Below are 13,275 nucleotides of genomic sequence, written 5' to 3'. Positions count from 1 at the left end.
TTCAGCAACCAAATCTCACTATTTCCTTACTAGGTTCAAACCAAGAAGGACGTGGTAGGGGGCAGGATTCACCGCCTGGAAGTGGTATTTGAGCGCTATGGCGAAGAGGTTACTTACTTTGTACTGAAACCAGTTTCGCTGTATTCCAGACATCGGTTCCCGGTTCATAGTTAATGTGAAATTCCTTAATGGTTAGCGTGATTCTGCTGGAAGATCCCTTCGGCCCTAATTCTTCCCTTGCAAAGTCGTGGTTTTTCATCACAAACCAATTGTTACGATTATCTTGTTTCAATACTGGCAGGGCGGTAATACTGTCCCGGTCAAGACTGTCCACCTCAAAAACAACCTGATGGCCAAGCATAGCACTATCGTCGTAATGGGTATATGTGCCGCTAATAGTTACTTCGCCTCTGAACTGCACTTCTGCCGAGTAGCCGTCGATGCCGGGGGTGGTGGAGAATGCTAGTTGAATCTATTTTCAAACCTGTTACCCAATCCCCAACTATTACGTCTCTCGCATCAAACCGGTGGTTCGTCGTACCCGGCTTTATATTTAAATCTACAATGGTCCACTTGGAATCATTGTTTTTACTGATGCTAAAAAGCAACTGAGTGCCTTTTTCTAACCGGGCGTTATCATTAAGTTGTTTTTGTACCCTGTCAGACAATAAGAAAGCTTTAGAGCCGCTAGTGCCAAATGGATGATTGCTAACGAGACGGACTTGTATGGAATTTTTAGCCGGAAAGGAAATGAGCGTCCCCGCTACATCCTGATAAAAATCTTCATCGGATGTGGAGTGTTTGGTCAGCTGATCTCCGGGTGATTCACTGTTATTGGCCGGTGGTTCTTTTGGCGTGGCGAGATGAATTGGCCTATTTACGGACTGCTCATTTTGGTCTGCCGGCTGGGGGCTTGTGCATCCTGAGAGTAGAAGCCCCAAGAACAAAGTAACAGTTGCTAAAAAAGTAAGTTTTTGCTTAGTCAACCGCAAATGTCTTTTCGTAAGAATAATACCCCTCCTAAAGGAAGTTTTACTATTTAGGACGAGTATTTAACTTAAATGTTCCGAAAAATAATTGACAACAATTAACTTAGTTTTAGACATCTATATGGTAGAAAGATATTCGTTACAGAAAAAAACAGTAACAGCATTAAATCGCTGCTACTGTTTTCATCAAATGGAAATAAAATTTAATCGGTAATGGTAAATTCCCAGCCGCACCAGTAATCTTCCGTAGTACGTTCCGGCGGGCAGCTGAGACAGCTTGTTTTAATACGCGGGTCAATTGTTTTGGCGAAATCACCATATTCAACTAAGCCTACTGGCTTACAAGGATGCGGTGTCATATTCTTGCGGTGTCTGGCCGATTGGACACGGCAATCAACCATCAGGTATCTGAGCGTTTTATCATCGGGCCGCTCTACTTTCCATACATTAATTACAGCGTACATGCGAAAACGGAGTGCCTGTTCTAAGGCATCTAAACCTCCACCAGATTCGATCCCAAAGCTTTTCATAATCCTTTTTGCTTCAATTACAGTGAGCTTCTCCCAGGCATTTCTATTAAATTCATTGGCTTTTTCTATACCGTAAGCCTTTTCTACCTCCTGGAACCACAACCCATCGTGGGCGAGCCAGTTTTTTGCTGCATCAGTAACGTACGCCAGCAGTTCCTCTTTAGACAAATCTTTAAAATCACGCAATTTTTTTCCCCTCCCCTGAATAATCTAACACTAAGTATAAACCAAGAATTACCACATATTCAACAAATATTATGAAAATTGAATATTTTATACATATCTTTGCACAAATTTGCTTCCTAGCCATCGAAATAGACATAGATTAATTATATCAGAGTGGGTTTGGACAACATAAAAATATAACTCGTTACTAGGAGGTGCTAGATTGTCGGAAGTAATCTGGAGCATCTTTAAGATTTTTGCCGCTATATTTCTGGTGTTATTAAATGCATTTTTCGTAGGTGCCGAATTTTCTTTTGTTAAGGTACGGAAAACCAGATTAGTTGAGCTTGCAGAAAAGGGTTCAAAGACTGCTGATACTGCTTTGGGTGTTACATCCTCTCTTAACGAATATCTTTCGGCCTGCCAGTTGGGCATTACCCTTGCTTCATTGGGGCTTGGCTGGTTAGGTGAACCGGCAATAGCGGGGTTGTTGGATCCGTTATTCAAAGGGATAACCGGATGGACCGAAGTATATACTCATTCTATTTCTATAATTATTGCGTTTGTAATTATCACATTTTTGCATATAGTGTTAGGAGAATTGGTGCCTAAATCTCTTGCTATCCAGAAACCTGAAAGCATTGCTTTGAGCACAGCAGGGTTGTTAAAGCTGTTTTACCGCATTTTTTATCCTGCAATATGGGCATTAAATGCCATTGCTAATTTGCTTTTACATCTAGGCGGCGTGCGTCAAGGGAACGAGGGTGACTTGGGTCACACTGAAAAGGAGCTGAGGATGCTGGTAGAAGTCAGTCAGCGTCACGGTCATTTAGATAAGATGGAAGGTAAGCTGTTGGACAATGTTTTTGAATTCTCCGATCGGGTGGTCAGTGAAGTAATGGTACCGCGGCAGGATATGATTTGTATTTTCGCCGGTCAATCATTTGCTAACATTATGGAGGTAGTTAAGCAATACGGGCATACCCGTTTTCCCCTTTGTGAAGGGGAAAAGGATAATGTCATCGGCTTAATTCATATGCGGGACCTATTTGACCTGGGTGATAATGCATCAACGGGTAATATTACGCAGTTTAAGCGGGAAATTATTGTGGCACCGGAAAATATGCCAATTTCTCACTTGGTACAAAAAATGCGCAGTGAACGGAACCACATGGCGGTGGTAGTGGACGAGTTCGGGGGAACTGCGGGACTGGTAACCATAGAGGATTTGGTGGAGGAATTGGTAGGTGAAATCTACGACGAATTCGATACAGATCAACCGTCTATAAAAAAGGTTGGAGAGCAGGACTACGAAATAAACGGCCGGGTGCTTTTGGAGGAGGTTTCCGACATCCTAGACGTTAGATTGGATGAAAAAAATGTTGCAACCATCGGGGGATTTGTTTTTAGCAAATTAGGAAGAAGGCCAACTGCAGGAGATGAAATTTTCGCTGGGGGATATTGTTTTCAGGTTCTGGAGATAAGCGGGATACGCATTACGAAGGTATTGGCGGTAAAGCGCGGCTAAAGTCTACTGCTATAGCTCTATCTTACTTGAGAAAGAAAGCTTTAAATTCAAGAATAAGTTATCAGGTGCGGACATCTGAATATCGGCGAATGGCTGACCTTAATGGGTCAGTATTTTTTTTAAATATATCACTTTCTGGGGTTGACATTACCCTGACGGGTGAAATATACCAATAGTGCACTAGTTAACTAGTGCACTAGGTTACATCGGAAAGGAGGGCGCCTGTGCAGGTAAATTTCAACTTGGCTAAACCAATCTATCTTCAAAGGAAATGGACCGGTAAAATGCGGGTTACGAAATTTCTGTGGCCATCCCTTTACTTTGTTTGCGAGGCATGTTGCCGAGCCAATGGTTTGAAAGAAAACCTGTCACCTAGCTTAATGGGAAGACAAGCTGTAACAAGAGCGTTTTCTGCGGCGAAAGGGTCTGAAGGAAGCTGATGGCGGTGGTTGGGTGCGAAGCACCCAGGGGGGGTTCCTGGGTAAGAGTATAGGAGAATTGGTAACTTGTGCCGTAGCCCCCCTTGATGCCTTTGGTGCAAAAGCATTACCTCTAAATGCCGAATGGCACGGAATACATTTGTCCCCAATTGGATTAACTTAAATATTTACTATTAAGCAATTTGGGGGTTTTACGACGCTCCAATAGATCGCCGGCAGGTAAGGTAAACTTAAATACACTGCCCTGTCCGTACTTGCTTTCGGCCCAGATGATACCGCCATGAGCTTCAACTATGTGTTTGCAGATAGCTAAACCCAGACCTGACCCACCGTAAGCACGTGAACGGGATCTTTCTCCTCTATAGAAGAGTTCAAAAATATGGGGTAAATCCTCACCGCTAATGCCGGTACCATTATCAGATACCGAGATGATAATAAGTTGATTTTCCTGCACGGCGCTAATTGTGATTTCCCCATCTTTGGATACATGCCGGCGGGCATTTTCAACCAAATTGTCTATCACTTGAATTAGCCTATAACGGTCAACTTCAAGAGAGACCGAGGGAAACGGTCTAATTACTTTAAAATCGATGGGTTCGTTACTAAACTCCAACTCCCAGTTTTTAATTATATCGTTTAAAAGCGCCGCGCTATTTTCTGTGGTCAGGGTTAATGTCACTTTGCCTAATTCCAGTTGGGAAAACTGGGATAAATCGTCAATTAGTCGGTCGAGCTGTTCAGTTTTGTTTTTAATCACGGCTAAGTAGCGGTCAAACATTTCCTTATTGGAGGCGACTCCATCCTGAAGACCCTCAACATAACCCTTAATGGAGGCAATGGGCGTGCGCAAATCGTGAGAGATGCCCGCAATCATTTCCTTTCGTGCGCGTTGATATGCCGCCTGTTTATCCAAAGATTCTTTGAGCCGATGCCTCATGTTATCAAAGGCCCGGGCGAATTTACCCAATTCATCGTCTCTTTTATTGATAATTTCAAATTCCAGATTACCTTGGGATATATTTTGTGCAGCATTGTTCAACTCTGATAAAGGAGTTAAAATACTACGGGAAATGTACCAGGTAAATATAACCATAAGTATCAACAGCGATAAAAAGCCAAGGGAAAAACTACTAATAACAGATACTATGATGTTGGAAAAACCCCGTAATGGCTGTCCCGATGGGTCAACCTGGATAATTGCTTTTGCAGCTACTTGTCCATCTATAAAAATAGGTGTGGTGAATTTAAATAATTTACTGCTTAGCGCAGCAAGGCTAGCAACTTTATTTTTATGGTTTTGAATATCATTACTATCTTCCCGAGAATTATAGATCTCCTTGCCGCTTTCATTTGTCAATAAGAGAGTCAATTTATACTTTAGCAACAAAGGCTTTATTTTACGAGAGAAGGTATCACGGTCTTGGTTAAGCAACGGGTAATTATTTTGGACCTCTTTTATGACACGGTCGTTAGCTTGGATTAGTTTGTTTAGACCTTCTTCATTGATTTGGTCAGCGCTTTGAGCACGCGATAATGTCACACTGAGTGCAACCAGGGTAATAGCGACAGGTACGGTAACGATAATAATAAAAGCGGTAATCAAGCGAGCTTTAATACCTGTTTTCATAGGCTTGCTCCGTCAAATTTGTAGCCCACTCCCCAGACTGTTTTAAGAAATACGGGTTTTGATGGGTTCTGTTCCATTTTCTCGCGGATTCTGCGGATATGTACCGTGACCGTATTAATATCCCCGTAATCATCATAACCCCACACGTGATCGAAGATCTGTTCCCTGGTAAATACCTGCCCTGGGTGCTGGGCCAAGCAGTAAAGGATCTCAAATTCTTTTGCGGAGAGTTCAATTGTTTTACCGTCCAACTGAACGTTATATCCGGCGCCATCTATTTCCAGGTTGGGGAATTTTAATGTTTGTCTTGTATTTTCCGGGGCTGAAAGTGTGGTATAACGCCGTATTTGTGCCTTAACTCTTGCTACCAATTCCCCGGGACTAAAGGGTTTTGTCATGTAGTCATCTGCGCCCAACCCCAAGCCGAGGATCTTATCGACATCGGATTTTTTGGCGCTGAGCATCAGAATGGGGATTGTAGAGTTACTGCGGATTATTCTGCAGACTTCCATTCCATCCAGTTTCGGCAGCATTATATCAAGAACAACCAATAACGGTCGTTCTCTGCGATAAAGCGCCAGGCCTTCTTCACCATCAGATGCAATAATAACTTCAAATCCTTCTTTAACTAAATAGTCCCGAATTAGCAGAGCAATTTCCTTTTCGTCCTCTACTATAAGAATTTTTTCTTGGGACAAGAATTTCACCTACTTTCAGGCCCGGACCGGTAGTTATGGAACGAACCTACTTGTTAGCCACATAAGAGACTTTGCCTTTAAAACAAAATATCCTTCTTACTAAATTGATAAATGCTAATTAGATATGACGTACCTCCGTAAATGGCCATCACAACAGCGGCCGTTAAAAATTCACGATGGCCGGAAGCAGTAACAAAAAGTTTTGGGACTGCTTCAAAATAGCTAATCAGCAGATAAGGGCGGAGATTTACCGCTAGTTGTCCTAATACACTTAGGGTCATCAACAGCCCGATGGATATTCCCACTGCCGCACCGGTATTGGTAAATTGCAATGCTAGCAGCAAAATCACTGCTGAAAAGGTCAGCAAGGGTATAATGGATACCAAGTGGGCCCCGGCAGTGACCAGCAGTCCCTTGCCGGTGGATAACGACACATCATGGAATGTCAGCTGTTCGCCCCAACCAAAAAATATTGTGCCAAGTAAGTGCCCGGTCATTTGCGCAAAGGCCAGTAGAAAAACCATCGGTATTACTAATGAGATTAATTTCGCCGTCAATAGTTTAGTACGGGATACCGGATGAAGCAGCGACAGTTTTAAGGTGCCCCCAGCATATTCTCCGGTAATCATATCTGCCACGGTAATGATCAAGAAGATGGGCAGAATGAGATTAGTCATAGAGTTAAGCATATAAAGGGGCATATTTTGACCAGTTATCTCAAGAGGAATTTCACCAAGTACAGCTTCCAGCTTTGGCAGGAGACTGAATACCAGGGTGATTATCATGAAGACAAGCATTCTTTTACCAGCAAATATCTTTATTACTTCGTTTTTTATTAGGTTATACATGGCTTTCGCCTCCTTGGGTTAAGTCTAAGAAATATTGCTCAAAGGACTGCTGTTTAGGGATGACATAGTTTACAGCAATACCCCGGGATACTAGCATTTTGTTAGTACTGGCCGAAAAACCTCTATCTAACTCCACACTTAATCCCTGAGAGGTTTTACCGATGGATTTGATGAAAGGGGCGGAGCGCAGAATGTCTATGGCCAGGTCTGTTTCATCTGTAATTATTTCCACTACTTCATTATTGTGAGCCAACAGTTGTTTCACGGAACCTTGAGCAATTAAATCGCCCTCTTGTAAGATAGCCACTTTGTTACAAGTTTGCTCTACCTCATGCAGCAGATGGGTGGAAATAAAGAAGGTAATGTCCTGCTCCAATGACAATTGGCATATCATTTCCCGCACTTCCTTCATACCTTGGGGATCAAGACCATTAGTTGGTTCGTCCAAAATGACTAGTTTTGGGTAGTGCAGCAGTGTTCGGGCAATTCCCAACCGTTGCTTCATACCCAGGGAATAGGTTTTGACTTGGTCATTTGCCTTATTATCAAGTCTCACCATTTCCAGCACTTCGTGAATACGTTTTTCGGGTATTTGAGGATGTAAATTTTTTATCAAAGCTAGATTTTGGTGCCCGGATAACGATAGGTGGAATGCTGGAGTTTCAACTAGGGCGCCGACACTATTAATTGCATCGTTGAAATTGTGCATCAGGTTATGGCCGTTAATGTTTACAGTGCCTGCATCAGGGTGGACAAGTCCCAGAAGCATGCGTATAGTGGTAGTTTTGCCGGCGCCATTAGGTCCTAGAAAACCATAAATATCGCCCTCGGACACATCTAGCGAAATGTCATTTACCACTCTCTTGGCACCGAAGCTCTTGGATAGATTAATTACTTCAAGGACTGCTTTTTTCGTCATTTCGGTCACTTCCTTTTTACCGTTCTTTGACTACACCCTTATTCTGTCAGGTAAAGCTTACATTAGTCTTATGAAGATATTAAGAATTTATTAACGAACAAAGGATGACCGGTGAAAGCGTGGAAGTAATAGCAGGATTACAGCTAAAAAGGGCGGTAGAATAATCCTTAATAAATGCAACCATTTTCGAATTTGTGGTGTCTAATTATTAGACAGAGCCGGAGGATGGTATATGTTGACGGAAAAAGAACTGGTGGAACAATTAAAAAATGCCGAGGAAGAAGCGGTAGAGCAGTTGGTTGAACGGCTTGCTGACCGGCTACTGCGAACGGCTTTAGCTATTATCGGAGACCGGCAGTTAGCGGAAGAGGTGGTCCAGGATACCTTCCTTCAAGTATGTCGGAGGATTGGCTCTTTTAAGGGGCAGTCCTCCTTAGAGACTTGGATTTATCGTATCACAGTCAACCTGGCAAAAAACCGTATTCGCGGCGGCTGGTTTCGGCAGGTGATGGCTTTTAATGCCGGGGATTTTGATTTTGCCGCGGCCCCGCCTGGAGAACAACCGGAGAGTATTATTTTAAGGGATGAAGAGCGGGAGGCAGTGATAAGTACCTTAAAAGGTTTTCCGCTTAAATACCGGGAAGTGTTGGTCCTTTATTATCTGGAGGAGCTAAATATTAGAGAGATAAGTGCGATATTGCAGCAGCCGGAAGGCACGGTAAAAAGCAAATTATCCCGCGCTAGAATACTCTTGAAAGAGAATTTGACTAAAAAGGAGGTGGTTTTCAGTGAATAACGAGGATAGAAAGATTAAGGAAATACTGATTAAGGGGGGAGTGGATGGTGCTAGCTTCAGCCCAGAACAAAAAGTAAAGATGGTTGGGATCATGTCAGAGGAATTGAGCCGGCGTCCTGTGGGCCTTTGGCAGAAATTAAAATATCGCTATGAATTATTCTTGGAAACTACCTATGAAATATCTTTAACCCCTGTAATCGGGCTGTTTCTAATTGCGGCCCTGGCCGTAAATATTAATTTTCTAAGCAGTGACAACACTAAAAAGGGACAGAATGACCAACCGGTGTATTATGCCCGCCAAATAACATCTGCGCCGGATGGAAGCATGCAGATAGTATATGTACCGATGACTGGGGAGGTAAAATAGTATGTTTAAAGTGAGATTGACGGGAAGACAATTGGTGAGGCTGGGACTAACGGGCCTATTTTTACTGGCGGCGGCGTATTTAACCGCGCCCGGCTTAATTTTTACCAGGGCCCAAGATTTTTCTTCCCGGGGGGAGACCAAAAAAGCAACTGCTTATTACGAAACAGTGGCTAAGTACTTTCCATATTCCGCGAAAGCCGCCAGGGCATTGTATTTCTCTGCACAGCAGGATATACGCGGCAATGGTGTACCTGGTGCGATTAATATTTTCCCCAGATCTATTGGTACCGGCGATGGCTTTGGCCCAAAAGAATCCATAGAAAAAGCCATAGGTAAATTTAGCGCTGTCATAGAGCGCTATCCTCAATCCCCCTGGGCCCGGCACTCCTATAGGGAATTAGGTGAAGCATATTACGCGCTGTCCGATTATAAAAACGCTGAATATTATCTGATGCAGTCGTTGGAAGAAAGCGGTATGGGCGATTCCAGCAGCACGGAACTGTTGACGAAAATCTATCTTGAGCAGGAGCAAAATGAGAAGGCATTGGAGCTGGTAAATAAAAGTTTGGCGCAAAAACCTACTGCTAATCCTTTAGAAATGATGCGGCTTAAGGGTGAAGCGTTAATGGCTCTGAAGCGTTTTGACCAGGCACGACAAATTTTTGAAGGGATTCCTATAAAAGCGGAAAGAGATTTGACGGAGCTGCTACAAGATGAGGGACAGGAGACTGTTCGTATGAATATTGATCATTGGCAGGAAATTTCTCAGCGCTATTTAAGCCAATTGACCGGACTTGAAGAAGGGGAAAACACCGGTGTTATCAGAGGCCGGATAACAAAGAATGGTGAACCTATGGCAGATGTCAAAGTGTATTTACTTCAGGATTATGACGACAGCCATTATTCTTCAAACACTGAAGGTATCCCCTTTGATGTGACTGACCAAAAAGGGCGTTATCAATTCGAAAATTTAACCGCCGGAGAATACGCTTTGGGATTAACGCTTATGGCAGAAGATATTCGGGGATATACACTAAGAACGCGGGAGGAGAGAATAACACTTGCCCCGGCACAAGCTGCTATAATGGACCGTGATTTTATTCCGGTGATTGAGCTTAAGTCGCCTTTGGCGGGTACCGTAAAAGAGGATATTATTCAGTTTGCTTGGCAGAAAGTTGCTGGCGCGGCTTATTACGATATAATGCTGGGTGTGGTAAATCGTGATGCTGAAGGTAATATCAATGGTACGTATACCGGTAGTTTTCGTCATGATATTAGGGATAATGAACTAACGGTAGACATCCAGGATGAAATAAAGAAATCTAGGTTTAGCCGCAGCATATCATATTCCGGCGGCAAGGTAGACCCCTTATCCGTCTTAGGGCCGCTGTACTATGGCGGTGAATATACATGGGGTGTTGTTGCCTACGATGAAGCGGGTGAACGAATCAGCGACAGTACTGGATATGGTTTTTTTGCTCGGGAGAAGGACTTACCGATGTTTAAGATAGAGGACACCGGTTTGACCGATGCGGACCGGTTGTTGTTAGAGCGAAAGTATGAAGAGGCCGTTGCCCAATATCAAAAGCGGCTGCAGGAGAACTCCAAAGACGTTCATGCGTTGTTGGTTTTGGCTCGTTTATATGACCTGGGGATAGAACATGACCAAAAGAACCCTGCTGAGGCCGCTAAATATTACCGCAGAGTGTTAGCGGTGGAAGATACCCCCGAGGTGCGTAAGGCGTTAGCCGATGCTTATTACAATGCGGGAATGAACCAAGAGGCAATGGACATTTTTGAAACATTATTGGGCACCGGTGAAGAACAATGGTATGTCCATTATCGAATTGCCCGGCTGCAATTTCATCTGGGTGAGCCGGCTAAGGCGCTGGCTAATTTGAAGAATGTTGTTGCGATGGAAAATGGAGAGTATGTCCGTGAGTTTCCGGTTATTTTAGCCTTGCTGCTTAATAAAAATGAGCAGGCCCTGTGGTTTGCGGAACAGGTAGATGATGGCTCAGAGTACTTGCAGCTACTGAAGCAATATATTCAAAAGGGCTATGCAGTAAAAACTGATTCAGAGAAAGCGATTGCAGCAGGGCATTATGACCCAGCCCTTGAATCGCTGGGGGATAGTGCGCATGACCAATTTATCAAGGGACTGCTTATTAGGGCCACGGCACGTAATTACCCCCGGGAATTGTTAGAGGAAAGTATTGCTGAGATTAACGATGACACATTAGCTGCATTTTTTGAAAAACTGGCTTGGTAACAGCTTTCTAATAGAATAAAATGTTTTCGCTTGTTATGACTCGCATTCTGTGCGGGTCTATCTTTTTTTTAATAATATATCAACACCAAAATAAAGGTAATTTACAGAATTGTTAGAAAATATTATTAAGATAGATACTGCTGCGTAAAATGTACTAAGGGGTTCATCATGGGGAGGGATGCCTGTGAAAAACAATCGGGTAGTCAGATCTAGTGCACCATTTAGTGACTTGGACCCGCAGACATTTGAGTGGGTCATAGAACATATGGAAGTGGAAAGGTTTAAAGCGGAAGAGTATGTTTTTCACCATGGACAGAAGTCTTTGGAAAAGCTGTTTTTTGTAGTAGAAGGATTGGCCGAAGTACTGGTAGAGAATGACACAGGCAATGAATATGTAGTAGGAACCAGGAAGCCCGGTGACTTTTTTGGAGAGACCGGGATTCTGTCCCAGAAGGAATATGCCGGGTCTATTAAAGTAGTCAGCTCGCTGGTTTGCATGACCTTAAAGAATACTGATTTTGAATATTTGTTGGCAAATGATTTGAACTTTGCCAATTTCTTCAGCAAGATATTGACACAACGAGCCAGAGGTCTGTATGAAGAATTATATTTAGAGCATTCTCACTTAGCCACAGGTTTGGACAGCCGACCATTTCGGAAAAAAGTATCGGAACTGATGACTAAGGAAGCCGTGTCTTGCGATACAAGCCATAATGCTGCTGAAGCGGGGGAGATTATGGCAAAGCATAATATTGGTTCTCTTTTGGTCCTTGCAGGAGATAAGCTGGTGGGTATTATCACTGAGAAGGACTTGGTTACCAAGGTGGTGGCTGCTGATCAGAAACCACGGGAACTGGGTGTTTCAGCGGTAATGGATACAGAAGTAGTGACACTGCCGCCGGATGCTTTTTTCTACCAGGCACTGCTTGCGATGGTCAGAAATCGAGTTAAGCATGTGGTTGTCACGGATGGGGAAGACATTTCCGGGGTGGTAAGCCTTAGGGATTTGGTCAAGGCCCGTTCCAGTGGTGCACTGACTATTGTAGACAGAATTGAGACAGAAGACAACCTGGATGCATTGGTTGCTGCCCGCCGCGAGGCGGACCATGTCTTAACGGCACTATTCTACGAGAAGGCTCCCATCCCGGAAATTTGTGAAGTGATTACGGAGCTTAATGATCGTCTCACGCGGAAGATTATCGTCCTTGCTGAGAAAGAAATGGAACAGGAAGGCTGGGGGACGCCGCCGGTATCGTACTGCCATATTGTCATGGGCAGCGGCGGTAGGAAGGAGCAATTATTTCGTACTGACCAGGATAACGGAATAATCTATGCAGATAGCAGCTCTAAACAAACAGCAAGTTTAGAAAAATATTTTCTTAATTTAGGTGAAAAAATTGTCTCTGGCTTAGAAAGATGTGGCTTTTCTCGCTGTAATGGGGGTGTTATGGCAAATAGCCCTAAGTGGTGCAAATCTGTTTCTGCTTGGAAAAAGGATATGGATAAATGGGTATTGGAACCGGAGGGGCAAAAACTTAGAGACTTAACAATCTTCCTGGATTTCCGCCCTGTCTATGGTTTGCAGGACATGGCGTACGAACTGAGGCGGTACATTTTTCAGAAATTCAACCAAATGCCCGTGGTATTAAAGTATCTGGCTAGGGATGATTTAGAGCATGGCGTACCTATCAGTTGGCTCGGCAATGTTATCACGGAGAAGTCCCGAAAACATCGGGGGCAGTTGAATTTGAAAACGGCTGCTAGTGTCCATTTAGTGGATTGTGTGCGTATCTTTGCGCTCCGTGAGAATATAGACGAGAATTCAACATTTGAGAGGATAACCCAGCTTGCTGACAAAGGGGTTCTATCCAGCGACGATAGCGAAATCTTTAATACTGCCTATCAGTCTCTGTTAATGTTGCGCTTAAAAGGAAATCTCACCAAAGCAAACAAGGGTTTGGTGCCTGATAACTATGTCAATCCAGTGTCATTGAGTAAAAGGGAACGGACGGTTCTAAAGGATGCCTTTTGGGCAGTGAAAAAGCTGCAGCATCTTACAGGCCAAGCGCTGCAGGTAAGGAAGTAGGGAGGGAGAT

At 43.6% G+C, this 13,275-nt stretch carries 11 protein-coding genes; 5 read left to right on the top strand and 6 right to left on the bottom strand.

Going from position 1 to position 13,275, the window contains the following annotated elements; all coding sequences use genetic code 11:
* Nucleotides 1-109: 109 nt before the first annotated feature.
* Together MFMK1_RS17435 and MFMK1_RS17430 are read right to left on the bottom strand one after the other, a co-directional pair.
* On the bottom strand, nucleotides 110-421 hold the full coding sequence (locus MFMK1_RS17435) for a hypothetical protein (protein WP_366922950.1): 312 nt from the start codon (nucleotides 419-421) through the stop codon (nucleotides 110-112).
* Nucleotides 422-1,192: 771 nt separating this feature from the next.
* A complete protein-coding gene (locus MFMK1_RS17430; RefSeq protein ID WP_366922949.1) occupies nucleotides 1,193-1,705 on the bottom strand; it encodes a DUF6125 family protein in 513 nt (170 codons plus the stop codon).
* 244 nt (nucleotides 1,706-1,949) lie between these two features.
* On the opposite strand from MFMK1_RS17430, the gene MFMK1_RS17425 reads away from it, so the two are divergent.
* Nucleotides 1,950-3,212, top strand: coding sequence for a hemolysin family protein (locus MFMK1_RS17425; RefSeq protein ID WP_366924972.1), 1,263 nt, complete (start codon nucleotides 1,950-1,952; stop codon nucleotides 3,210-3,212).
* 594 nt (nucleotides 3,213-3,806) lie between these two features.
* Here MFMK1_RS17425 and MFMK1_RS17420 read toward each other — a convergent pair.
* The 4 genes from MFMK1_RS17420 to MFMK1_RS17405 all read right to left on the bottom strand — a co-directional run bounded on the left by MFMK1_RS17420 (nucleotide 3,807) and on the right by MFMK1_RS17405 (nucleotide 7,744).
* Complete coding sequence (locus MFMK1_RS17420; protein WP_366922948.1) at nucleotides 3,807-5,279, bottom strand: sensor histidine kinase; 1,473 nt, start codon at nucleotides 5,277-5,279, stop codon at nucleotides 3,807-3,809.
* Complete coding sequence (locus MFMK1_RS17415; RefSeq protein ID WP_366922947.1) at nucleotides 5,276-5,977, bottom strand: response regulator transcription factor; 702 nt, start codon at nucleotides 5,975-5,977, stop codon at nucleotides 5,276-5,278. Before MFMK1_RS17415 ends, MFMK1_RS17420 begins: the two co-directional genes overlap by 4 nt.
* 77 nt (nucleotides 5,978-6,054) lie before the next feature.
* Nucleotides 6,055-6,825, bottom strand: a complete 771-nt coding sequence (locus MFMK1_RS17410; protein WP_366922946.1) for an ABC transporter permease — start codon at nucleotides 6,823-6,825, stop codon at nucleotides 6,055-6,057.
* Nucleotides 6,818-7,744 carry an ABC transporter ATP-binding protein gene (locus MFMK1_RS17405; protein ID WP_366922945.1) on the bottom strand — a complete coding sequence of 309 codons (927 nt, stop codon included), beginning with the start codon at nucleotides 7,742-7,744 and terminating at the stop codon, nucleotides 6,818-6,820. Before MFMK1_RS17405 ends, MFMK1_RS17410 begins: the two co-directional genes overlap by 8 nt.
* A 232-nt stretch (nucleotides 7,745-7,976) precedes the next feature.
* Here MFMK1_RS17405 and MFMK1_RS17400 point away from each other — a divergent pair, with 232 nt between their 5' ends.
* The 4 genes from MFMK1_RS17400 (at nucleotide 7,977) to MFMK1_RS17385 (ending at nucleotide 13,265) form a co-directional block, all read left to right on the top strand.
* Entirely contained in the window at nucleotides 7,977-8,540 is a 564-nt protein-coding gene (locus MFMK1_RS17400; protein ID WP_366922944.1) for an RNA polymerase sigma factor, read from the top strand.
* On the top strand, nucleotides 8,533-8,907 hold the full coding sequence (locus MFMK1_RS17395) for a hypothetical protein (RefSeq protein ID WP_366922943.1): 375 nt from the start codon (nucleotides 8,533-8,535) through the stop codon (nucleotides 8,905-8,907). The genes MFMK1_RS17400 and MFMK1_RS17395 overlap by 8 nt, the downstream gene beginning before the upstream one ends.
* A 1-nt stretch (nucleotide 8,908) precedes the next feature.
* Nucleotides 8,909-11,179 carry a tetratricopeptide repeat protein gene (locus MFMK1_RS17390; protein ID WP_366922942.1) on the top strand — a complete coding sequence of 757 codons (2,271 nt, stop codon included), beginning with the start codon at nucleotides 8,909-8,911 and terminating at the stop codon, nucleotides 11,177-11,179.
* Between the two features lie 184 nt (nucleotides 11,180-11,363).
* Nucleotides 11,364-13,265, top strand: a complete 1,902-nt coding sequence (locus MFMK1_RS17385; protein ID WP_366922941.1) for a DUF294 nucleotidyltransferase-like domain-containing protein — start codon at nucleotides 11,364-11,366, stop codon at nucleotides 13,263-13,265.
* Nucleotides 13,266-13,275: the final 10 nt, after the last annotated feature.

The sequence above is a fragment of the Metallumcola ferriviriculae genome, assembly GCF_035573695.1.
Classification (GTDB): domain Bacteria; phylum Bacillota; class JADQBR01; order JADQBR01; family JADQBR01; genus Metallumcola; species Metallumcola ferriviriculae.
The sequence above is the reverse complement of the archived record's forward strand: the minus strand, read 5'-3'. Positions and strand labels throughout refer to the sequence as shown.